The organism is Pseudomonas sp. KUIN-1, from assembly GCF_009176725.1.
GTDB classification, from domain to species: Bacteria; Pseudomonadota; Gammaproteobacteria; order Pseudomonadales; family Pseudomonadaceae; genus Aquipseudomonas; species Aquipseudomonas fragariae.
Window position 1 is genome coordinate 3497947 of record NZ_AP020337.1, and the last position, 21031, is coordinate 3518977.

Consider the following 21031-nt stretch of genomic DNA (forward strand, 5'->3'; position numbering starts at 1 on the left):
GACTCAATCAAAGCAGATACCTCTCAGACACTTATGCGTAATGCACGGCACCAACGACTGTCGGGGCATTACATTCAGCAGCCCCTGATGAGTCAAGTGGGTTTTGTTGGATATATTGAATTTGTGGTTTTAAATTTTGTAACAGCACCGTCACGGTGCCGAAAAACGCGCAAAACGACGCGTCGCACAATTGCGGTGCGCGATTAAAACCATAAAAGAAGGGGAGATTCGGCCAGAAAAGACTGCGCCTGTCAGCGGCGCAGTCCTGTCATTGAGATCGGTCTTTCAGGTCAGCGATCAGACCGCCAGATCGTGGGCATGGAACTCGCTGACGCCGACCAGCTGGATTTCAAAGTCCGCATGCAGGTCGCCGTTGACGTTGCCGGACAGCACATGGTCGGCGAAGCGCAGTTGGCCAGCGCCGGTGAACTCGCCGCTGCCGATGAAGCTGAAAGCATCGAGGGCCTTGGTGTCCACGTTGGCATCCATCTTCAGGAAGCTGAGTTTGTCGCCTTGCTGGCTATTGAAGTCGGTGATCACGTCGCTGTTGTGGCCTTTGCCCATTTCCGACAAATCGTTGAACACGAAACGGTCGGCGCCGCTACCGCCAGTCATGATATCGGCGCCCTGACCACCCACCAGTTTGTCATTGCCGGCACCGCCGAAAAGAACATTGTCCGCATCGTTGCCGGTCAGAGTGTTGTTGCGATCATTGCCCAGCACGGTAAAGGCGCCCTCGCCTTTGAGGTGGACATTCTCGAAGTTCGCCAACGTCCCGGTATTGAGGTTGATCACCTGTGCGATGGGCGAGGTATTGTCGTAGGTGATCTTCAGCGTATCGATGCCCTGGTCGGCCTTTTCCTGAACCAGGTCCAGTTCGCCTGCCTGATCAATGACGTAGGTATCGTTGCCCAGCCCGCCGATCATGGTGTCCAGACCGCCGCGGCCATTGAGCACGTTATCCAGATCGTTGCCGATCAGCGTGTCATTGAAGGCAGAACCTATGGCGTTTTCAATGTGCGCACCGTAGGCGATCGCCAGACCGGAATTCATCGACGTCGGCGCGTCAGGGTTCGCGTTGTAATCGAGAAACGCCTTGCCGATGGTGCTGAACTCACCCTCGTTGAGGTTGATTTTCACCGATGCTTCCTGATTGCTGGCATCAATGGTGTCTTTGCCGCCAGCGTCCCAGATGGTCTCGAATACCGACTGCCCGGGTGCCCATTTATAGACGTCGTCGCCGGTGTGATAGTGGGTGTTGGCGCCGTATATGAACTGCATGGCCGCAACATCGAGCAGCATCGGCGTGGTGGGCTTGAAGCTGTAATTGTTGGTGTAGCTCATGATGGTGTAACGCGCATCTTCGAATTTGGCATCGAGCAGCACATCGTTGTACTGCGAGGCTTCGAACGAGTGCTTCAACCCCAGTGCATGACCGGTTTCATGCATGAACGTGAGGTAATCATCCGTGCCCTTGGCAGGATCGGCCGCGTTGACGTTCGGCCCGATCCAGACATCGCCGGAGCGGCCCAGCGTACCCGGCGCATAAGCCTGGCCAAACTCTGTACCTTGCAGGCCCTTGAAGCCGCCGAAACGGATGTCTCCGACATTATCGGGGGTGTCCTGAACCTCGGTGAACTTGATATCTGCCACCGCACTCCAGGCATCCAGTGCGCTTTTTGCGGCTGCCGCCTGGGCGTCGGTCAGCGAATAGGCATCGCCGGGCTCTTGAGAGCGACTGTAATCAGTGGCGTAGACAGAGTCGGCCTTATGAAAACTGTAAGTCAGATGGGTGCCGGACGAATCCCCAAGCCAGAATGGCCCCCATAACAGGCTGGTGACTCGGTCGTCGGGAGCTCCCTCGGGCAGAAGTTCGGCAGGACTTGATTCATTTGGGCCGGGCATCGGCGTTGCTCCAGAAGAATACGGACGTTATTAATGGGCTCACGACTTCTGCCAAGGCAAAAACCGAAAGCAGTTTATTACACGGCACGCAAAATATGGACATAATAAGTTACAAAAACAGTACTCTGAAAGGCCGACTCATTACTCTCGACACCTGGCAACTTCTTATGACGAGTGAACTTTAATTTTTATGACAAGCGTCATTTAATGGCGCGCCGTTATATAAACTGGAAGCACCGGCGATGACAGTAAGAAGTGACTGTTCCGAGAGAGTTCGAACACAACCTTGACGCCCTTCGATTGCGCAGGACTGCTTCACTGCGTGTCGAACGAGCAACCTGAATAAAGGGGACACCGGCACGCCGAGCTGATTTATGCAGCGTATGCCTTGCTGCGCTCTATGGATCATAGGCATCATAAGACCTATTTCATCCGATCGCGGTGCGCCCCATGACCCACCACCCTGCGCCACTTCCCGCCAGCGAGGAAGAACGTGTCCTGTCCCTTGAGCATCTCAAGATACTGGACAGTGCTCCCGAGCAAGACTTCGACGACATTGTGCTGCTCGCGACAACACTGTGCGACGCGCCCATTGCGCTGGTCTCGCTGGTTGACCGAGAACGCCAGTGGTTCAAGGCCTGCATCGGCCTGGACGTGCAGGAGACGCATCGCGACCTGGCATTCTGCGCCCACGCCATCCTGCAGCCCTCCGATGTGCTGGTGGTGGAAGATGCAACCACCGATCCTCGCTTCAGAGAGAGCCCGCTGGTGCTGGGGCCTCCTTACATCCGCTTTTATGCGGGTGCGCCGATTCGTACCGAGGCCGGTCATGCACTGGGCACCGTCTGCGTGATCGATATCTGGCCGCGCGTACTGAGCGAACAGCAACGTCGTGCCCTGCTGGCACTGGCGCGGCAAACCGCAGCCCTGATGCAATACCGCCTGGTCTCGGAGCAACGTGACCAGCACGCCGCCGAGCTGGCACTGGGACTCGAAAGCGCACAGAGCCAAAGCCTGGCGCTGGAGCGCAACCTGCGCCAGTCGCAACGGGTGTCATCGCTGGGCATGCTAACGGCGAGCATCGCTCATGACTTCAACAACCTGCTCCAGGCACTGAGCGCCAGCCTGCAGCTGATCCGCATGCGCTCACGCCGCCCGACGGACGTCGAAACGCTCAGTGATACCGGACTGCGGGCAGTGGATCACGGTCGCCAGTTGGTAACTCGCCTGCTCAACAGCGTTCGCCAGGACGGTTCCGAACTGATCTGCATCGATGTCAGCGAACGGATCGATGCAGCCCGTGATCTTCTGTTGCGTTCGGCGGGCGACACGCTGGATCTGTCATTCGACTTATCCGCCCAGGGCTGGGGCGTGTTGTGCGCCGAAGCGCAATTGCATACCACCTTATTGAATCTCCTTAGCAATGCGCGTGATGCAATTTCAGGCCCCGGCAAGGTGCATATCTCGACCCGGCTGGAATCCGTCAAGGATGACCCGCAATTCCCGGAAGGCGATTATCTGGTACTCAGCGTGAAAGATAACGGTCCCGGCATGACAGCCGAGCTCAAGGAGCAAATCTTCGAACCTTTCTTCACGACCAGAAGTTCGGACCCGGGTGCCGGGCTTGGCCTTGTTCAGGTGCAGGAGTTTGCGGTAAATGCCGGCGGAGGCGCACGCGTTGAAACAGCACCGGGAAGCGGCACTACCGTGCATCTCTACTTGAGAATACTGGGGCCGATCAGTGCAACTAACGCACCAGCCCATATAACCGAACAATAACAACGGCTCATTGCCAGCGAGGCGTGGTTACTTCAGATACCCGTTAAATAAAAATAGCCGGACATTCACTGTTCGGCTTTTTTATTTTCTAACCTGCTTCATCCTGTCGTCAGGTGCCTCAAGGCCAATGGCGTCGTATGACCTCGTTGACCAGCGGCTCGGCGTCAACCTGTAACAACAGCGCATGAAAATCCGGCCGGGTGTTACGCAGGTGCTCCCGCGTGCCACTCCATCGCGTCACGACAGAGGTCAGAATCTCCACTGCGCCGGGCGCATCGCAGCGCCAGATCCCGGCTTCACCAAACAGGTCGGCAAACGTCTCCCAGTGTTCATGCAACCGCGTCCGGGCGCCCGCTTCGAGCAGCCTCTCCTGCGCATCGTCGGAACTTGCCAGCCAGCGCTGCGGGTAATCAATGATGCCGATGGCGGCGTAGCAATTGGCTGCAATGTAAACCAGCGCGCGAAGCGCTTGAGCACGCTGGGCGGATTGGCCAGGCAGAAGTCCGGAGTCGGGGTGCTCCAGGCCCAGATGAATCAGGATCGCCGCACTTTCAGTGAGGACCGCGCCATCGGCGAGCACCAGCGTGGGGACTTGCATCAACGGGTTGACCCGCCTCAACGCCTCCTTGCCAGCCCCCTCCTCCCAACCACAGGCTTCGCACAGGGTAAAAGGCACCGAGCAGCGCCGAAGCGCTATCTCGATCGCAGCCGAACCCGAACCTTGCGTGCCGAAAAGCGTATACATACCAGTGCTCCTTGCCAGGTGCTGCCAGCTCACTCCGCGCGGTTACACCGTCGGGGGAGCGAACAAATGGGCGTGCATGAAATCAATGAAGACTCGCAGGCGCAGCGAAAGATGCTTGCTGGACGGCCAGAGCAATCTGAACGTTCCGGTATGCACCGTGTAGTCATCCAGGACAGGTATCAGCTCGCCGTTGCGAATGGCCGATGAAATCATGAAGTCCGGCAGACAGGCAATTCCCAACCCGGCCCGCGCAACGTCCACCAGAATCTCGGTGGTATTACACACCATGGCCTGGGGTAACTCGAGATCGTCGACGCCTGCTTCACGACGCAGCGGCCAGTGTTCAAACCTTCCCGTGGAGGGAAACTTGTGCAACAGACAGGCGTGCTGACTCAGGTCCCCAGGATGCCGGGGTATACCGTGCCGGGCAAAATAGTCCGGAGCGCCGACAATGCGCAATTGGAAACTGCCCATCCGCTTCGACATCAGCCCAGAGTCACCGGGATCGCCGGTGCGTAACACGATATCGAAGCCCTCCTCAATGATATCGACCATGCGGTCCGAGAAATCGATGTCCAGTTCGATATCGGGATAGGTACGCATGAAGTCGATGATCACCGGCATCACCAGTCCGCTGACCAATGGCAAACTGATCCGCAACCTGCCCTTGGGCAAGTCTCTGGCATTGCTCAACTCCATTTCCGCCGCTTCCAGCTCCGACAGAATCCGCCGGCAACGCTCAAGGAATATCGAGCCTTCCAGCGTCAGGGCGATACTGCGCGTACTGCGATGAAAAAGGCGGACGCCGAGGCTCTCCTCCAGACGGCCAATACTCTTGCCGATCCCCGACGAAGAGATGCCCAGGCGTTTTCCGGCCTGGGTAAAACTCCGCGTTTCAGCAACCAGAACGAACACGGCGATGCTTCCGAGCGATTCCAATACCCACTCCTATTCAGGACAACCCTGTCCTATACGTTCGGAACATAAGCCTGTTTTTGTTTGCGGGCGCAACCCCTAATCTCGCGGCAGGGCGATCGCTCTTGGATAAACGCGTGCACCACGGCAAAACCCAGGCACGCTTCACAGGGACATTGCACATGACCACAGCACACAGGGTTCAAACACAGCCCACTGCAGGACGATGGGGGCAACTGCTCGCCGCTTGCCTGACCGGCATTCTGATCCCGTTATGCTTCACGGGCCCTGCCGTGGTTCTACCGTCGATAAACCAGGCACTGGGCGGATCAGCCGTCGAGCTGACCTGGGTCATCAACGCCTACATCCTGACCTACGGCAGCGCGATGATGGCCGCCGGGAGCCTGACGGATATCTACGGCAGAAAACGCGTCTGGTTGATCGGGCTGGCGATCTTCGTGCTCTCCACCTTCGCCATTCCGGCAGCCTCCTCCGTCGTCCAGATCGACCTGCTCAGACTGGTGCAAGGCCTGGGTGGCGCGGCAGCGTTCGCCGGGGCGATGTCGTCGCTTGCCCAGACCTTTCATGGCGCCGAGCGCACCCGAGTCTTCAGCCTGCTGGGCACCACCTTCGGTATAGGTCTGGCCTTCGGCCCTCTCGCAGCCGGCTCGCTGGTGGATTCGGCAGGCTGGAAATGGTCATTCCATGCGACTGCACTCATCGGCGTCGCGGGGTTCCTGCTGGTGCTGTTCAGCGCCACCGAGTCAAAGGATCCCGACGCAACAGGTATGGACTGGCCGGGCGCAATCAGTTTTACCGCAGCATTGACCCTGTTCACTTATGCCATTCTGCTCGCCCCTGAAGAGGGTTGGACCGATCCATTGGTGATGGGTGGCATCATTGGCTCACTGCTGCTGTTCTGGGTATTCATTGCGGTGGAGCGGCGCATCGCCCGTCCCATGCTGGATCTCTCGTTGTTCAAGAGCGCGCGCTTTGTCGGCGTGCAGATTCTTGCAGCCACTCCCGCATTTTTCTTCGTCGTGCTGATCATCATGCTGCCAGCGCGCTTCATTGGCATCGACGGCCTCAGCGCCCTGGAAACCGGGCAGATGATGACTGCCCTGGCCGCGCCCCTGCTGATCGTGCCCCTGCTTGCCGCGCAGCTGGCACGTCGTTTCACGTCAGGACTGCTGTCCGGCGTCGGGCTGCTGCTGGTGGCGGCCGGCCTGCTATGGCTGGCGCTGGCACTGGACAGTGGTGCGATCAGGACAGCGTTGCTGCCGATGGCCTTGATCGGTATCGGTATCGGCCTGCCCTGGGGGCTGATGGATGGCATGGCGATCAGTGTCGTCGAAAAGGAACGCGCCGGTATGGCCACTGGCATCTTCAATGCGGTACGCGTTTCGGCAGACGGGATCGCTATCGCAATCGCCGGCGCCCTGCTTGCAACGTTCATTCAATGGGGACTTTTCGACGCACTCAAGGGTGTCTCACCTGAGGTGGTCACCGAAGCGGCCAACCGCGCTGCCCTGGGCGATCTGCACAATGCGACAAGCCTGCTGTCCGGTCAGTCAGCGTTGCTGCACCAAGAGTACGTCAATGCATTCCGCAATCTGCTGTTCATTCTCAGCGCCGCCACCGTGCTGACGGCGGCGGCGGTCTTTGCCCTGCTTGGTCGCGTACGCGCTCATGAAGAACCGCCCATAGAGCCCTCCAACACGCTTGAACTGGCGGGCGAAACCAAGTGAGTCCCTATGAAATACCAGGCGCAAAGCGCCATCCCGCCTTTGCAAAGGTGTTCGCGCCGGGTCATCTCACGTTCGGGCTGATTGCGCCACTGGAGGGCTACCCCGACTCCGCAGCGCCGACCATGAAAGACCATCTGGCCCTCGCCATTCAGGCCGACAAGGCCGGTTTCGCCGCGCTGTGGCTGCGCGACGTACCGCTTCTCGATCCGGGGTTCGGCGACGCCGGTCAGGTGTTCGATCCTTTTGTCTACGCCGCGCTACTGTCTGCGGTCACCCGGCAAATCTGCATCGGCACGGCAGGCATCATATTGACGTTGCGCAATCCGCTGATGGTTGCCAAACAGGCGTGCAGCGTCGACGTGTTGCTCGAAGGACGCTTCCTGCTGGGTGTGTCTACAGGGGACAGGCCCGGCGAATATCCCGCGTTCGGCGAGCGTTTCGAGACCCGCGCAGAACGCTTCAGAGACGGCGTCGAACTGCTGCACGCGGTGACCGAGCAGTCTTTTCCAGTGTTCAAATCGCGTCATTACGGGCAACTCAATGGCACGCTGGATCTACTGCCGAAACCGGTTTTCGGGCGGCTGCCGATGCTTGCCATCGGCCGCTGTCAGCAGGACATCACATGGCTGGCCAATAACATGGACGGCTGGATATGGCATCAGAGCGGCTTCGACACCTTGCCTGAAGTGATCAATCACTGGCGCAGCGCCAATGAGCAGATGCAGTTCAAGCCCTACGGCTATGCGACGTTCTTCGACCTGGACGAGAACAAGGACGCGCCGATGAAAGTCGGCCGTGGAATCAGTACCGGGCGCAACGCCCTCATCGCCCTGTGGCAGCGTCAGCGGGAACAGGGTGTTTCGCATGTGGCGCTGAACCTCAAGCCACTGAGGCGTCCGGCCACAGAAGTGTTACAAGAGCTGGAAGAGTATGTGCTGCCGTACTTCCCGACCCGCCGGGGTGATCATGCCTGACCGAATACTTCGTCGGCACGGCCACCGCAGGTTCAGGATGTAGCAAGGACGAACGATCCAACTATCGACCTGGGAGGTCACGATGCGCGCTGAAAAATCCTATCCGATAAAAACCAACCCGATGCGCAGCAGCGCGAACAAGATACAGCTGGGTGTTTTCTCCACCAATACCGAGGGCGGCTGCACCGTCACCAACGCGCCTGAACGCCTGCGCGGAGACGATTGGGCAGGCAACCTGGAAATCGCCCGGATTGCCGACGATGCAGGGTTTGAAGCCTTCATACCGGTCGGCCGCTGGAAAGGTTTCGGCGGCACCAACAATACCGGCGGTGTCTGTTTCGAAACCTACACCTGGGCTGCCGGGATTGCAGCCCTGACCAGTCAGATCGCCGTGTTCACCACCTCGCACCTGCCCACCGTGCACCCGCTGTTCGCGGCCAAACAGGCGGTGACCATCGACCACATCAGCGGCGGGCGCTTCGGGCTGAATATCCTTTGCGGTTGGTATGGCGCGGAAATGCGCATGTTCAACGGCCATATGATGGAGCACGACAAACGCTACGACTACGCAGAAGAGTGGCTGCACATTGCAAAAAATGCCTGGGAGCAGCAGACCCCGTTCGACTTCAAAGGCGAGTATTTCAACATCTGCGGCGCAATCTCGCAGCCACAACCTCTGAATAAACCCTACCTGATCAACGCAGGGGGGTCGCCACGCGGCAAACTCTTCTGTGCAGAACATTGCGACGCCGCGTTCCTGATCGTCAAACATCTGGACGGCGAACAGGCCGTGCGTGAGCAGATTGCATCCTACAAGGACCTGGCGAAACAGAAGTTCGGCCGCGACATAAAGATATGGTGTTATGGCTATGTGGTGCAGAAGGACACGCAAGAGGAAGCAGACGCTTACCTGGACTATTACGCCAACCAGGTCGGTGACGATGAGGGCTGCGACATCATCACCGGCGAGCTGGGTATCCAGACCGGCATTTTCACCCCCGAAGACGCCGTGCGTTTCCGTTTCCATTTCAAGGCCGGATTCGCCGGGGTGCCACTGGTAGGCACACCCGAGAAGATCGTGGAGCTGTTCAGGAAATATTCTGACTGGGGGATCGACGGCATTGCCCTGACGTGGCTCGATTACCATGAGGGTATAAAGGACTTCGTGAGGGAAACACTGCCACTGATGGAGGACGCGGGCCTGCGTGAATCCAGGGTTGTGGAGGCGATGACTTCGAAGGTGTCCGCAGAAGTAGCCTGATGGCCGGGCCTCCCTGGCGGTGCTGGCCAGGGAGGCGCTTATCCGGACAGCTTAAAGGGCCAACATGCGTTGCGGATTCAGCAGCGTCACCTCGGTGCGGCGCTCGTCGCTCAAGCCGAACGCGTCGAACCACTGCCCGCTCAGCGACAGCCACTGGTGGACATCGATCTGACTGGTCTGCCCCAGGTCCGAGCTGTAGACCACATTGCCGACATGGCTCAACACATCGCTGAAATCCTGCCGGTCCTGATAACCCAGCAAGTACGTCAGTGCGGTCTGCTCGATGTAGACCGATGGCTCTGTGCCGATCAGCGCCAGCTCGGCCGCGTCAAGACCGGTCAACGGATTGGCAGGCTGATTGAGCATCAACCTCGGCACACCGATGCGCAGCGCTTCGTCGATCAGCGTCCTGACTTCATTGGCATCGGCATGCCCGGTCGAGATCACCAGCGGATAGTCACGCGCCATTCTCAGAATATCCAGCGTCTGTGGCGTCAGCCGGCCGTTGTCCGATGTCACTCTGGCAGGCTTGATGGGCTTGTCCCGCAACAGCGGATGGCTCAGGTTGCGGGTCAGCGTACTGGCATGCGTCCTGCCGGTCACGGTTGGCAAGTGAACCAGGAAACGCCCGGGCTCATCGCCACGCAAACACAGGCTGCGCTCGACCACACGGTAGTCGATGCCGCCGGCAATCTCGTTCAGCACCACCGAGCCGCTGACCGGAAACCCCTGATCGCGCGCTTCCCACGCCTGGGCTGCCGTACACCCCAGATGATTCTTCAGCACCACCCTGCCCTGCACCCGCGCGTAGCACCTGCCCGCCTCGATCGCACCATGACGACGAATGAACGCGTCAGGATTGGCGTGGTAATGCACATCAATGAAGTTCAGCGCATCGACCTGACTCATTGCACGCACTCCTGGCGGGTCATCAGGAACGTGTCGATGCTGTCCAGCACCTGCTGCAAGTCATCCGCCAGCGGACGCATCCCGCCGCCGTCTATGCACAATGAGCGCTGCTGCAGGCCACGGGTACGCAGTACATGGCGTGCACTCACCAATTGCGACTTTTCACCGAACACGCTCAACACGCGGCCCTGGTAATCGAGCAGACATTCACTGACATCGACACCAGCCAGCAACCTGAAACCCACTGTCAAGCGCTGCCCCTGCATCGAAAGCGTCGCGTCACTCTCGTCGCCGGCGAGGCCTACTCGCTCATGCGACTGCCCGTCAGGCAGTACCAGATTGTCCAGCAGATGCCTGGCTTGCTCGACATGCCCCTGTTCGGCCAGGTCCGCCATATGTCCCAGCCTGGAATCGAGTAACCCGTCGGCCTTGGCCGGGGAAGACAGCAGCAGCAAGGCAGGTGTCGACTGCAGAAATGAAGTGCCTGCCAGTGCCTGCGCCAATGCACCGCCCAAGGCAACGCCGACCAGTACATCCGGCACACCCCATGGCTCGAGCGCGCAGGCCCAGCGCTCGGTAAAGGCACCAAAGTCCTCACCCTGCATAACGGGCAGCGACAGGGAATCAAACACCGTGACCTGAAAACCGGCGGCGGTAAAGTGCTCGATCAGCGGCTGGGCAAATCCACCCTCGTCCCAGACCGGCATCACCGGTGACAGAATAAAGACGCGCGAATGCCCGACACCAAAGGTCCGGAAGGTCATGCAATGACTCATGGCTTTTGCTCCTGCAAAAAGAACCAGACCCGCCTTGTCAAGCGGGTCCGGTCGTTGCTCCATCGTGAGGGCTCAATCGTGAAGGCTCAGCGGGGCGTGCGAAGGCGTTCGACACTGGCGGCATACCCGCGCAGGGTCGACTCGATAATCCGTTGCGCGGGCAGCACTTCCTTGATCAGGTCCGCGACTTCGCCCGCCCAGATGGCCCGGATACTGACATCATCGGCCGCTAATGCAGCTTCATAGTCCAGGCGCAGTTGACCGGCTGAGGCAGCGAAAGCCTGCTCCTCACCCACCCAGCTATCGGAAAAGTCATTGCCGATCACACGTCCGCTGTAGCCCTCGGGCCAATCGATGCCGCGTACCTGATCGAAGATCCGGGTTCGCACCGTATCGCTCGCGACCGCCTGCAGCAGTCTCTGTTTTACCCGTTCGGAAGGCAGTGCCTCCTGTGAAGCCAGAAAGCGCGTACCCATCATCACGCCGTCCATGCCCAGCGCCAGCGCAGCAGCCATGCCACGCCCGTCGGCGATCCCGCCGGCACCGATCAGCACGACATGCTCACCCACAGCGTCGCGGACCGCCGGAAACAGCGGCAATGAAGCGCGGCGCAAACTGTGACCACCCGCCTCGGCACCTTGCACGATCAGCGCATCGGCACCGGCGTCCAGCGCTTCAAGCGCCTGGTCGACGTCATGCACCTGAACGATGACTTTGGCATTGGCCTGATGGATGGGCCTGACGAAAGGACGTACATCACCAAACGAAAGGGCAACCACCGCCGGACGATACTCCAGCGCCAGAAGAAGCAATTCGAACTGTTTGGCCACGGTAAACATGACCAGGCCGACGCCCCAAGGCTGCTGCACCTCGCGCATCATCTCCAGTTCACGCGCCATCCATTGCGGGTCGCCGTAACTGGCACCCACCAGGCCAAGGCCACCGGCACGGGAAACCGCAGCCGCCAGACGCCCACCGGAAGCGCCGCCCATGGGCGCCAGAATCAGCGGGTGGTCAATGCCCAGAAGTGAGGTCAGTGCTGTATTGATCGTGGTCATCGCATAATCCCTGTGCAATTCGAGTGAATATCAGACGAAGGCGGCCTGTGCGCCGCCCTCTTCTACCGGTCGTGGCTCAGCCAGCCTTTTGTAAGGCAATTTCAGGGGTGATGTACTCGGCCACGTTGTACAGGTGATATTCCCAAGTGCCGGTTTCTTTCAACCGGGAGTAGCGCGACAGAAACTCTGCGTCGGTAAACAGCGACTCGAACTGGCTGCGATCGCTCCATTGCGCCTGATTGATAACGGTCTTGCCGTCGATGCTTCTCATCAATCGGCTCCATTTGAAGGCACTGTAAGTGCGTGCCACGTAACTGACCGTCTCTTCAAGAATCTGAATGGCCAGATCCTGAGCCCCCTCATTTACCTGTACGACATTGATCAGATAAACCGCGTTGTCATCGCTGACGGATTGGGCGTCGAACAATTCCATTTTCATCATCATTTCCATTCAAGTGGGAAGGCAGATCAGTTCACGCCTGCGAAGGCATCGCGACGCTGATTTTTTCAGCGTCAGTCAGCCAGGGCTGGTCGTAGCGATAGGTGCTACGGGCTTTTTCCAGCGTCCAGCCAGCCGATATGGCTTCGATGATGCGGCGTTCTGTCTGCTCGACTGCCTGGGCACGGCGTACAACCTCGACAGCCAGTTGCTGGGGAATCACAACACAGCCGCTGCCATCACACACCAGAAGGTCGCCGGGCCGGACTGTTACGCCATTGATGAGCAGAGGCACTTGTACAGCCTGGAGTTGAGCGCGGTTCTTTGCCGACTGCATGAAACGCCCGCGACTGAACAATGGGTAACGGCACTCGATGACCGTATCGATATCGCGCGCCACGCCATCGATCACGGTGCCCTTGATGCCATTGGCCAACGCGAAGTGGGTCATGATGTCGCCCCATACCGTGCAGTCCTGGCGTCCGTTGTTTGAGGAAACAATCACCGCACCGGCCGGTACATGATCGATATAGTTGGCAGCCCCCTTGAATAGCGCAGAGGCATCGACCGGCTCGTACTGCACGGTAAATGCGATGCCTACGCAACGAGTGCCAGGTACTTGCGAGGCAATACCCGAAAGCCCACCTTGGATCCCCAGGCTGTCCAGCGCGTCAGACAAGGACGCAGTGTCGAGATGTTCACATGCCTCCAGCACGGCTTGCGCAATGGGTACAGCTTCAAAGTGCGCTGACATGACGTTCTCCCTGTGCTGCAACCTGTTCGTTGCCATACCCGAACGTGCGGGACTGCAACTCGATGCACTGTTGAACGATCGCGTCGCCCACCTGGGCCGTGGAATGGGAACCGCCAAGGTCATACGTGCGTGTGGATGTACGAGAAACCAGGCTGACGGCCTGGCTGATACACGCCGACTCGGCCGGGAACCCCAAATGCTCCAGCATCAGTGCGATGGCCATGAACATCGCGCCGGGGTTGGCCTTGTTCAACCCCGCATGGGCAGGAGCGCTGCCGTGTACCGGTTCGAAATAAGCCCCTGAATTGCCGAAGTTGCCACTGGGCGCAAACCCCAGGCCTCCCATGACTCCGGCGCCGAGATCGGAAAGAATATCGCCGAACATGTTCTCGGCAACGATCACCCCGAAGCGCTCGGGGCGCTGCACCATCCACAGGGCAACCGCATCGACATTCTCGATGACCCCGGTCACGTCCGGATACCGCTGAGCTGTTGCTTCGAAGATGCCCCGTGCAAAGGCGCTGCTGTGCCGCAGGACCATGGGTTTGTCGACAAACGTGACCCGCGTGAAGTGGTTCTTGCGGGCGTACTCGAAGGCGTATTCGAAAATACGCGTCAGGCCACTTCGCGTCTGCAGGCGCAACGTCACCGTCGCATCATCCTGCCCTTCTCGCTGCCACGCCGCGCCGAGGGCTTCCCGCTCTTCGAGCAGCGGCACCAGTGCATCCGGGATACAACCGAAGTCCAGCCCCGCATAAAGCCCTTCGGTGTTTTCCCTGATCACGACAAAGCGAAATCTGTTTTCGCCAGTCATGTCTGTGACCGGGCGTACATTGGCGTACAGGTCGAGATTCTGCCTGAGCTGAATGACCGGACTGACATAGCGGCGGTTCTGGCCCTGAAGCGCCAGTGGCAACTCTGCTTCGGCCTCTGCCAGAGGCTTGCTGGTTATTGCGCCAAGCAATGTCGCATCGCAGCTGGCCATAATCTCCCAGGTCAGGGCCGGAACGGTTTCCCCCTCGGCCCTCCAGCATTCCCAACCGATGTCCGCCGGTACCAGATCGAACGGCAGGTTCAGCGCCGCAATCACCGGAAGCGCCGCCTCCATGACTTCAATACCGATCCCGTCACCGGGCAAGACACATATGCGCTTTCGGAGCACTTGAGTGGTCATAGCGCGACTCCCTTTGCGCTGTTCGACAGGCCGCTGGTCGACAACACCGCTCGCGGCGCAAGACGCGCCACCTTGTCCTGCTGATGCATGACCTCGATCGCTCGATACTCGGAAGTCAGCTGAAAGCGCTCGAGGGTGTCCCGTACGCGTTGACTGCTGTCATAGGGGAAGTTGTAAGTGCCCAGAATGATATCCATCAGCGGGCTGGGCATATTGTTGTGCGGTACCGCACGGGCCGTGGCTTCCGACAGTTCCATCACCTTCACCAGGTCATAGCCATGACTCACGCCGGTACGCTCCAGGTAGGCAACCAGCATACTCAGGTGAAGATTGCCGGCTCCCTTGCCCATGCCACATATGGACGTGTCGATGTATTCAGCGCCGGCTTCTATAGCCGCCACTGCATTCGCCAGCGCCAACGACATATTGTTATGGGCGTGAAAGCCCAGCGGCACCAATAGTCGGCTTGAGAGACGACTGAACAGTCGATCTACATCGGCTGGCAACATATGGCCATTGGAATCCGCACAGCAAACGATATCCGCGCCAGCCCCCTCCGCGCGTACCGCCGTATCAAGCACACTGCCTGGCGTCTGCGAAGTCACATGCGTCACATTGGCGCTGACACTGAAGCCGTGATCGCGAGCCAGCGACAAGGTCACAAGCCCCTCATCCAATTGATCGCGCCGCAAACAGACGCGGATCATCGAAACGCCCTGCTCCCTGAGCATGGCGAAGTCATCCGTGGTGATGTTTCTGGGGTGAACCATGACGGCCAGTTCGATACGGCCGTTGGCCGCCTGCGCAATCTTTTCAATGAAGCCTGCGCCTACATCACTGGTCAGACCGTGCTCGCCTTTCGGGGCGAAGGATCCTTTGCAATAACCAATTTCGCAGAGGTCGACACCCGCACTGGCCAAGCCAGCGACCACTATCTGCGCCTGATCTTCTGTGAAGTTGAAGTTGTTCCGATAACCACCGTCACGCAAGGTAACGTCGAGAATTTTTACGTCGGCCATGAGAATCTCCGGCTGTCCTTAGGGTGTCATCAGGGTGCTTGAGATGATCTTGACACTGCTTGAGTTTTTATAATTATCCAACAGCGCGCCATCTAACAAACCTTGCCGAGCCGACACCTTAACGTCTCGGAGTTTCGAGTCATGAACTGCTCCACTCGGTATTGATCCTCGTCAAAACAGCCGAACTTGTAAACTGTCGATATTTGATGAGGGGATGGGAATTTTTTCACAACAAGATCGTTTTGCCGCCAACACAATCAGCGTGGACTCAGCCCTGGCTAGCGATAACAGCTTTCCACATAATTCATGGCAGCCTGGATGGAAGCCACCGTGCGCAAGTCTTCATGCACACCGAGCCAGACATCGACTTCCAGCGGAGCCGACAATTCCACCTGGCAAAGACGATCATTACCCTCTACGGCAAAACTGGGCAGTAACGCGATACCCACACCGGTTTCGGCAGCACGAATTTGCAACTCCACAGTTTTGGCCTCCAGCACAAAGGGTCGATCACCGACGATATCCCTCAGCCAACCATTCTGATTGTCACTCATCAGTTCATTGTCATAAGCAATAAACTCATAATGCTCCGGAGGACGTTGCTCCAGATAAAAACGTGCGCAATAAAATGAAAAGGAAGCCGTGCCAATCCGCCGCGCGACAATGCCGCTTTCAACAGGTTTGGAAAACCGTATGCACAGGTCAGACTGGCAACTGGACAACGACGAATACTGGTGATCGCCCAACAAGCGCAACACAATTCCGGGATGCATTGCCCGAAACGCCCCCAACCGCGGTACCAGCTTCTCGACCGCTACCGACGGCGGCGCACTGATGGTCACCTCCACACCCTGCACCACCTGAGCCGCAACCGCGAGACGGCCAACGGCTTGGGTCTGCGCCTCGATCTGTCGCCCGATCGCCGCCACACGCCGTCCCTCATCAGTCAGTTCATACAAACGCTTGCGACGGTCGACAAGCTTTACATTCAGAGACCTTTCCAGCGAAGCGATACGGCGCGACACCGTGGCGTGCTCAACACCCAACATCCTTGCAGCGCCACTCAGGGAACTGACCGTGGAAAACATTACGAAGTAACGCAGGTCCTCCCAGTCAAAACAGATCCTGGGTTTTCTGAACAGGTTGTTAACGTCAAGGGAAACTGATCCATCCACTGGAGTCATTGTCATCCAAGCCTTATCCTTATGCGGTTCGTGCGAATAGGTAGTTTTGTTATGTTTTAAACCGAGTATTGGCAGGTGCGTAGAACGATAAGGATAAGGCTGAAGACTTCCTCAGGCCCGGACAGCGAGCGGGTGCCGCTGGGTAGTTTAGTTTATTGGCGGGTGGGTATTGCGGAGAGGGGGTCGGATGTTTTGGGACGTGGGTGTCCAGAGTGGGGGGGGGTTGCTAGGGTGACATCTCTTAAACAGAGGTAAGGCTCCACGGGACGAGCTGCAGCACCACCATCAACTGCTTTAAAACTCCTGATAACAACTGCACCACTGGCATTATCCCAGCAAGCACTTCGCCCACTACTTAGTGCACGAAAAGAGCTTGGATTATTAACGAAGCTTTCAATATGCAAGGCAAATCTCTCGCGAGCAGCTATACTCAAAGCCTTATATTAGCCGTGCTGAACTACATACTTTTCAAATGCATGGCCACCAGATATCTCTTGTCATGCAAGTTGCTCACCGCACTTCGCAGTATTCGCCTTACCTGAACCTTTTACACCGAGGCTATCGTCTTTACGTCACAGGCCTAAAGTCATCAACGGACTTGTTTTTCTCTTTCAATAAAGACGCAATGAAATCGGGATTACAAACCATCAAAAAGTCAATAGCATCATAGATTTTCCAGCGATGCACTTCAGAATGATCAATTATGGCGGCAAGATGTTCTTCAATAAGAGGCACGTACTCTGGGTATTTCTTCCTACTAACGAAATCAAAAATTTTTGCTATTTCGAACGGCTTACTACTCGCTAAATCAATAATTTTCGATAGCGGAGAGTAGATTTGGACTCTAGCCGCCTCGACGTCCCCGCGATCAGCCATATTGGCAAAATACCGAGTAACGGCCAAGAGTATTTGACGATACGTGTCGTCGTACCCATATAGTCGATGAGAATAGGTTCCTTCGATGCCTTCAGGTTCCTCCATACTCCCTTCTAAAGCGATCAAGCCCTCATGAACGCCCCAACTAGTCAGTAGTTTCGCAGCCAAGAATTGCTCCTCATTGGTGGTCGCATGACGGAGCAAATCCAGCACATCATCAATTCTTTCCTGTGGAATATCCTCCGGATCCAAATCTCCTGCCGTCACGGCATAATCTGCATGTTCTGGTATGCCATTCAACAGCTCGTATATTTTCGGCTCCATAAATACCTACTCTTTTACTCTTTTAATATAGTCGACTGGCACACAACCCATAATCAAACATTCACCATCGTGCTTAGCATCACCCAAATCTCTCTCCCGCGTTAATCAGCGAGTCGCTATTATTCTCAGTTGGGTTTCTTGCATACCTTTCACGGGCTGCATCCACTTTCGATTGTAATTCTGCTGTCACCCGTTGATTCGTCAAGAATTTGGTATCTGGGAGTGCGCCGGAATCAATGTCTTCCTGCAAACGCTTAACGTCGATCTCAATTTTATCAGTACCATAGTTTTTCGGGTTCGATGTTGCATTTGGATCAGTAACAGATATATAGGGCGAATTTTCAGAATTGCCACCACGCACGTGAGTTTGGACGCTGCCAGTTCCGTTGACATTGGGTGGAGCCAAATCACCGCTTTCATTGATATACGCTTTGGGCTTGCCGTTTCCGTTGACTGTTGCGCTAAAATCGTTATCGCCGCGCACAACGACCTGATCAGGCCCTTCTGCACCATCAGCCTTTTATGCGCTCTAAGAACTCGACCATTGCTAGTGGATCACGCTCCACAAGTTCTTCAATCAAATCTTCCGCTGCCCAATGCAGAATCATGTCCCCTCCCCCCCATCCTTGCAGAGGATGAGATCACTTGACAAAGAAGAGTCAACAACATTGACTTCTCTATCGCTGAGTGCCATCAGGCCACCGTAGCCATCATAAGGAATGACCCAGTAAAAACGCTCGTTCTCTATCCAGTAAATCCCAAACACCTGCACAGGCTCTTCTCGCCCAATTTCTCGAATAATCATATCCACATCACTCAATAGTTCTACCGGGCTGCAGCACAGGGGGCAGCTGTTGCGGCGTAGTAATTTTCATATCGTATGCTTTATCGGTTACGGAGTTGTACTGGTAGTGGATGGTTATACTTTCTCCGCTAGGTAGACGGTGACTTACTTCCATTTTTCTCCATCCCTCACTCCGCGGGAAGTCTTTATCGCCCGCTAGTTTTGTATCACGACCCGCAGAGGGATTTTCTGTCACTCTGTTCCACAAAGTCTGCTCGTTCACATCTCTTGGCGCCGTTGACTGATAGCTCTTTGCTGTTGAATGCGTTGCATAGTCTGGAAGACCAGCAGAAAACTCATCGGCAACATTTTTCCGACCATAATAATCTCTATTTACGCTAGACCTTTCAGTAACAGCGTTCGGGCTGTATGGGTCATCAACGATAGTTGGTTTACCGCCACTGAAACCACTAGAACCGCCACCTTTTGCACCGAAAAACCAATCTTATTTTTTTGACTTACTGATTACATAGTGATCAAGATATTCTTTCAGCGGCTTGGCGGTCCCTAAAACATGAAGCTCTCCAGTTTCCTTATCAATCAGGAATGGTCCGTTTCCAGCCAGTTGAGCCGACAGGCTCCCTGTCTCCAAATACTCTTTAGATTGATAGCAAAAAAACCATCCCTCAGAGAACTCGCCCTCATGTGTTAGCTGCAAAGCAATCTCAGAGTCTTTCAAATATTCCTTAGCTCTTTCCAAAGCGTATTCGTAGGTAATCATTAGTTAGTTCTCAGTAGCTGCAATGTCTTAAAATTACTCATATTTGCCGGCTTTCCAGTCTGCCCATCGAGATAACGAATAGCCCCATTCTGATTAACCACGTTGAATACATGACCTGGCTGACCTGGACCATAGGAGCCAAACACAATCCCACGTGCGCCGTCCCCACCACCAATCATGTGCTGGGTGATGGTTTCGAGTGAAGACACACCGCTAAACTTAGCTCCATATTGCTTCTCCAGCACGGTCAACGGAACACCCTTGGTGGAGTTTATCGGTAATGCAGATGCTGGATTACCTGCCAGTGTTGCATCAGTAGCAATTGAACAATTAACGCAGTTATGAGTTCGCCCAGCGTCTGGATACCTGGATTGACGTTCCTTATTGAACCCGCAGTTTCGTCCGCAACCCCTGTCGCTTTCGCACTTTCCCGCCTTATATAAACCGAAGTTTCCAATAATCATTGCCCGCCACTATCCAGTAGCGCTCGCGAGCAGGGATTAAAAAGCTAAAATCAAAGCATTCAGCAGTCCAGTCCGGATAAGCTAGACTTTCATGAACACGCACATCATCCACATGCATAAAAATTTTTCTGTCGAAATTTATGTAGAACTTGGGAAACCTAGAGTGAATGATATTAGCCTTTTTAAATAGTACTGGGGACAAGCCCTCACCGGTTAAAAAATAATGTTCAGCCTTTTCAAAAACCTCATAATCCGCTTCTATAAAGTTTTTCAAATCGCTTGAAGTAAGAATCTTTTCACTTGAATCATCTAGATACTGGAGAAAATTTTCCGAAGTCAGTTTCAGAATACCGCCCCTGAAACTTTTGCAAGACTGCTCGTATTGCTCCTGGGTTATATCTCCATCTTCAAGATAGGCACGATAGTCTTTTTCCGCGTCAAGAGAGAAATTATACTTCTCATCTATTACCCAATAACATTTTCCAGAATGTACAAAAAAGCATATACTTCTCTCTCCATTCCAAAGATCATCAAAAACTGCCTGGTTTACCTTCATTGCTTGAACTCCTTGAAAAATTCATCCTGTGTATAAACACGTGCGTTACTCGAGTTCTTTTCGAGTAGCGACTCCCAAACCTTGGGTAGCTCGAGGGAGTAGCCGGGCTGGTCTTTGTCTACCCTCTTAGGTGCATCAGGATCCTTTGTCATACCAGCAACAGGCCGCTGAGGAACTACTCTGTCCATAATTTCCTTATGAAGGCCAGCATCAACGTCAAAAACCACTACAGAGCCATCAGGTCGCTTATTCGTCAAGTAGTACGTAGCGTGCTCAGCATTACCAACACTTACGCAAATTTGCCCTGCGCAACCTGGGTTGATGGTGATGGTTCCATCCTCATTGGCAGTAATACGGTTCTGACTGGTCTTAGTGCCAGATCCGCCGCCCTCAACCCTGAAGTAGGTGACAGGTTCTGGAGAACCTCCTTTTGCACTCCCGACGATTACGTTCCTATCAACTAAAATCCCCGCTTCATTATCAGCCTGTCCCGCTAGTGAAACAGGGTCTTTGGCGACTGTCTCTTTGCTTGTTACAGATGTGCCTTTGGGAAGGTACGTCCCTGCAAGCACTGCTGTCAATGCTTGAGCCGTCATGGCGAAATTG

At 56.0% G+C, this 21031-nt stretch carries 22 protein-coding genes; 4 read left to right on the forward strand and 18 right to left on the reverse strand.

Going from position 1 to position 21031, the window contains the following annotated elements; all coding sequences use genetic code 11:
- Positions 1-297 precede the first annotated feature (297 nt).
- Positions 298-1905, reverse strand: coding sequence for a M10 family metallopeptidase (locus tag KUIN1_RS15490; RefSeq protein ID WP_111522315.1), 1608 nt, complete (start codon positions 1903-1905; stop codon positions 298-300).
- Positions 1906-2355: 450 nt separating this feature from the next.
- On the opposite strand from KUIN1_RS15490, the gene KUIN1_RS15495 reads away from it, so the two are divergent.
- Positions 2356-3684, forward strand: a complete 1329-nt coding sequence (locus KUIN1_RS15495; RefSeq protein ID WP_003400519.1) for a sensor histidine kinase — start codon at positions 2356-2358, stop codon at positions 3682-3684.
- A 118-nt stretch (positions 3685-3802) separates the two neighbouring features.
- Here KUIN1_RS15495 and KUIN1_RS15500 read toward each other — a convergent pair whose 3' ends face one another.
- Positions 3803-4429: a glutathione S-transferase gene (locus KUIN1_RS15500; protein ID WP_152092110.1), complete on the reverse strand. Its 627-nt coding sequence runs from the start codon at positions 4427-4429 to the stop codon at positions 3803-3805.
- A 42-nt stretch (positions 4430-4471) separates the two neighbouring features.
- Positions 4472-5368: a LysR substrate-binding domain-containing protein gene (locus tag KUIN1_RS15505; RefSeq protein ID WP_096113640.1), complete on the reverse strand. Its 897-nt coding sequence runs from the start codon at positions 5366-5368 to the stop codon at positions 4472-4474.
- Positions 5369-5526: 158 nt separating this feature from the next.
- Here KUIN1_RS15505 and KUIN1_RS15510 point away from each other — a divergent pair, with 158 nt between their 5' ends.
- The 3 genes from KUIN1_RS15510 to KUIN1_RS15520 all read left to right on the forward strand — a co-directional run bounded on the left by KUIN1_RS15510 (position 5527) and on the right by KUIN1_RS15520 (position 9327).
- Entirely contained in the window at positions 5527-7092 is a 1566-nt protein-coding gene (locus KUIN1_RS15510; RefSeq protein ID WP_152092111.1) for an MFS transporter, read from the forward strand.
- Positions 7089-8066, forward strand: a complete 978-nt coding sequence (locus KUIN1_RS15515; protein ID WP_011268189.1) for an LLM class oxidoreductase — start codon at positions 7089-7091, stop codon at positions 8064-8066. Before KUIN1_RS15510 ends, KUIN1_RS15515 begins: the two co-directional genes overlap by 4 nt.
- 82 nt (positions 8067-8148) lie before the next feature.
- Complete coding sequence (locus tag KUIN1_RS15520; RefSeq protein ID WP_003400502.1) at positions 8149-9327, forward strand: LLM class flavin-dependent oxidoreductase; 1179 nt, start codon at positions 8149-8151, stop codon at positions 9325-9327.
- A 51-nt stretch (positions 9328-9378) separates the two neighbouring features.
- On the opposite strand, the gene KUIN1_RS15525 is transcribed toward KUIN1_RS15520, so the two are convergent.
- The 15 genes from KUIN1_RS15525 to KUIN1_RS27675 form a co-directional block, all read right to left on the reverse strand.
- On the reverse strand, positions 9379-10236 hold the full coding sequence (locus KUIN1_RS15525; protein ID WP_024639604.1) for a DUF6282 family protein: 858 nt from the start codon (positions 10234-10236) through the stop codon (positions 9379-9381).
- Complete coding sequence (locus tag KUIN1_RS15530; RefSeq protein WP_024651173.1) at positions 10233-11012, reverse strand: hypothetical protein; 780 nt, start codon at positions 11010-11012, stop codon at positions 10233-10235. Before KUIN1_RS15530 ends, KUIN1_RS15525 begins: the two co-directional genes overlap by 4 nt.
- Positions 11013-11098: 86 nt before the next feature.
- The gene (locus KUIN1_RS15535) at positions 11099-12070 is read right to left on the reverse strand and encodes an NAD(P)H-dependent flavin oxidoreductase (protein WP_024659997.1); all 972 of its coding nucleotides are present in this window, start codon (positions 12068-12070) and stop codon (positions 11099-11101) included.
- A 76-nt stretch (positions 12071-12146) separates the two neighbouring features.
- Complete coding sequence (locus tag KUIN1_RS15540) at positions 12147-12509, reverse strand: antibiotic biosynthesis monooxygenase (protein WP_024659996.1); 363 nt, start codon at positions 12507-12509, stop codon at positions 12147-12149.
- Between the two features lie 34 nt (positions 12510-12543).
- Entirely contained in the window at positions 12544-13263 is a 720-nt protein-coding gene (locus KUIN1_RS15545) for an RraA family protein (RefSeq protein ID WP_024659995.1), read from the reverse strand.
- Positions 13247-14437, reverse strand: a complete 1191-nt coding sequence (locus tag KUIN1_RS15550; protein ID WP_152092112.1) for an isocitrate/isopropylmalate dehydrogenase family protein — start codon at positions 14435-14437, stop codon at positions 13247-13249. Before KUIN1_RS15550 ends, KUIN1_RS15545 begins: the two co-directional genes overlap by 17 nt.
- Positions 14434-15456 carry an aldolase catalytic domain-containing protein gene (locus tag KUIN1_RS15555; RefSeq protein WP_032657573.1) on the reverse strand — a complete coding sequence of 341 codons (1023 nt, stop codon included), beginning with the start codon at positions 15454-15456 and terminating at the stop codon, positions 14434-14436. The genes KUIN1_RS15550 and KUIN1_RS15555 overlap by 4 nt, the downstream gene beginning before the upstream one ends.
- A 278-nt stretch (positions 15457-15734) precedes the next feature.
- Positions 15735-16646, reverse strand: coding sequence for a LysR family transcriptional regulator (locus KUIN1_RS15560; protein ID WP_103713971.1), 912 nt, complete (start codon positions 16644-16646; stop codon positions 15735-15737).
- 561 nt (positions 16647-17207) lie between these two features.
- A complete protein-coding gene (locus KUIN1_RS15565) occupies positions 17208-17840 on the reverse strand; it encodes a hypothetical protein (protein WP_103713972.1) in 633 nt (210 codons plus the stop codon).
- A 79-nt stretch (positions 17841-17919) separates the two neighbouring features.
- On the reverse strand, positions 17920-18324 hold the full coding sequence (locus KUIN1_RS28060; protein ID WP_232059971.1) for a hypothetical protein: 405 nt from the start codon (positions 18322-18324) through the stop codon (positions 17920-17922).
- Positions 18325-18444: 120 nt separating this feature from the next.
- Positions 18445-18660: a hypothetical protein gene (locus KUIN1_RS15580; protein ID WP_232059972.1), complete on the reverse strand. Its 216-nt coding sequence runs from the start codon at positions 18658-18660 to the stop codon at positions 18445-18447.
- A gap of 469 nt (positions 18661-19129) precedes the next feature.
- Positions 19130-19405 (reverse strand): YrhB domain-containing protein, encoded by a 276-nt coding sequence (locus KUIN1_RS15590; protein ID WP_024651180.1) that lies wholly within the window; start codon positions 19403-19405, stop codon positions 19130-19132.
- A complete protein-coding gene (locus tag KUIN1_RS15595; protein ID WP_103713973.1) occupies positions 19405-19869 on the reverse strand; it encodes a toxin glutamine deamidase domain-containing protein in 465 nt (154 codons plus the stop codon). The genes KUIN1_RS15590 and KUIN1_RS15595 overlap by 1 nt, the downstream gene beginning before the upstream one ends.
- Positions 19841-20425, reverse strand: a complete 585-nt coding sequence (locus KUIN1_RS15600; RefSeq protein WP_024650774.1) for a hypothetical protein — start codon at positions 20423-20425, stop codon at positions 19841-19843. The genes KUIN1_RS15595 and KUIN1_RS15600 overlap by 29 nt, the downstream gene beginning before the upstream one ends.
- A complete protein-coding gene (locus tag KUIN1_RS27675; RefSeq protein WP_172980060.1) occupies positions 20422-21021 on the reverse strand; it encodes a hypothetical protein in 600 nt (199 codons plus the stop codon). Before KUIN1_RS27675 ends, KUIN1_RS15600 begins: the two co-directional genes overlap by 4 nt.
- Between the last annotated feature and the right edge of the window lie 10 nt (positions 21022-21031).

Excerpts from the sequence above, each read along its gene's own strand:
- KUIN1_RS15565 (WP_103713972.1), bottom strand. The coding sequence starts at position 17,840 with ATGGAGCCGAAAATATACGAGCTGTTGAATGGCATACCAGAACATGCA.
- KUIN1_RS15510 (WP_152092111.1), top strand. The coding sequence starts at position 5,527 with ATGACCACAGCACACAGGGTTCAAACACAGCCCACTGCAGGACGATGG.
- KUIN1_RS15590 (WP_024651180.1), bottom strand. The coding sequence starts at position 19,405 with ATGATTACCTACGAATACGCTTTGGAAAGAGCTAAGGAATATTTGAAA.
- KUIN1_RS15545 (WP_024659995.1), bottom strand. The coding sequence starts at position 13,263 with ATGTCAGCGCACTTTGAAGCTGTACCCATTGCGCAAGCCGTGCTGGAG.
- KUIN1_RS15490 (WP_111522315.1), bottom strand. The coding sequence starts at position 1,905 with ATGCCCGGCCCAAATGAATCAAGTCCTGCCGAACTTCTGCCCGAGGGA.
- KUIN1_RS27675 (WP_172980060.1), bottom strand. The coding sequence starts at position 21,021 with ATGACGGCTCAAGCATTGACAGCAGTGCTTGCAGGGACGTACCTTCCC.
- KUIN1_RS15520 (WP_003400502.1), top strand. The coding sequence starts at position 8,149 with ATGCGCGCTGAAAAATCCTATCCGATAAAAACCAACCCGATGCGCAGC.
- KUIN1_RS15600 (WP_024650774.1), bottom strand. The coding sequence starts at position 20,425 with ATGAAGGTAAACCAGGCAGTTTTTGATGATCTTTGGAATGGAGAGAGA.
- KUIN1_RS15540 (WP_024659996.1), bottom strand. The coding sequence starts at position 12,509 with ATGAAAATGGAATTGTTCGACGCCCAATCCGTCAGCGATGACAACGCG.
- KUIN1_RS15525 (WP_024639604.1), bottom strand. The coding sequence starts at position 10,236 with ATGAGTCAGGTCGATGCGCTGAACTTCATTGATGTGCATTACCACGCC.
- KUIN1_RS15555 (WP_032657573.1), bottom strand. The coding sequence starts at position 15,456 with ATGGCCGACGTAAAAATTCTCGACGTTACCTTGCGTGACGGTGGTTAT.
- KUIN1_RS15535 (WP_024659997.1), bottom strand. The coding sequence starts at position 12,070 with ATGACCACGATCAATACAGCACTGACCTCACTTCTGGGCATTGACCAC.
- KUIN1_RS15495 (WP_003400519.1), top strand. The coding sequence starts at position 2,356 with ATGACCCACCACCCTGCGCCACTTCCCGCCAGCGAGGAAGAACGTGTC.
- KUIN1_RS15560 (WP_103713971.1), bottom strand. The coding sequence starts at position 16,646 with ATGACAATGACTCCAGTGGATGGATCAGTTTCCCTTGACGTTAACAAC.
- KUIN1_RS15550 (WP_152092112.1), bottom strand. The coding sequence starts at position 14,437 with ATGACCACTCAAGTGCTCCGAAAGCGCATATGTGTCTTGCCCGGTGAC.
- KUIN1_RS15595 (WP_103713973.1), bottom strand. The coding sequence starts at position 19,869 with ATGATTATTGGAAACTTCGGTTTATATAAGGCGGGAAAGTGCGAAAGC.
- KUIN1_RS15530 (WP_024651173.1), bottom strand. The coding sequence starts at position 11,012 with ATGAGTCATTGCATGACCTTCCGGACCTTTGGTGTCGGGCATTCGCGC.
- KUIN1_RS15500 (WP_152092110.1), bottom strand. The coding sequence starts at position 4,429 with ATGTATACGCTTTTCGGCACGCAAGGTTCGGGTTCGGCTGCGATCGAG.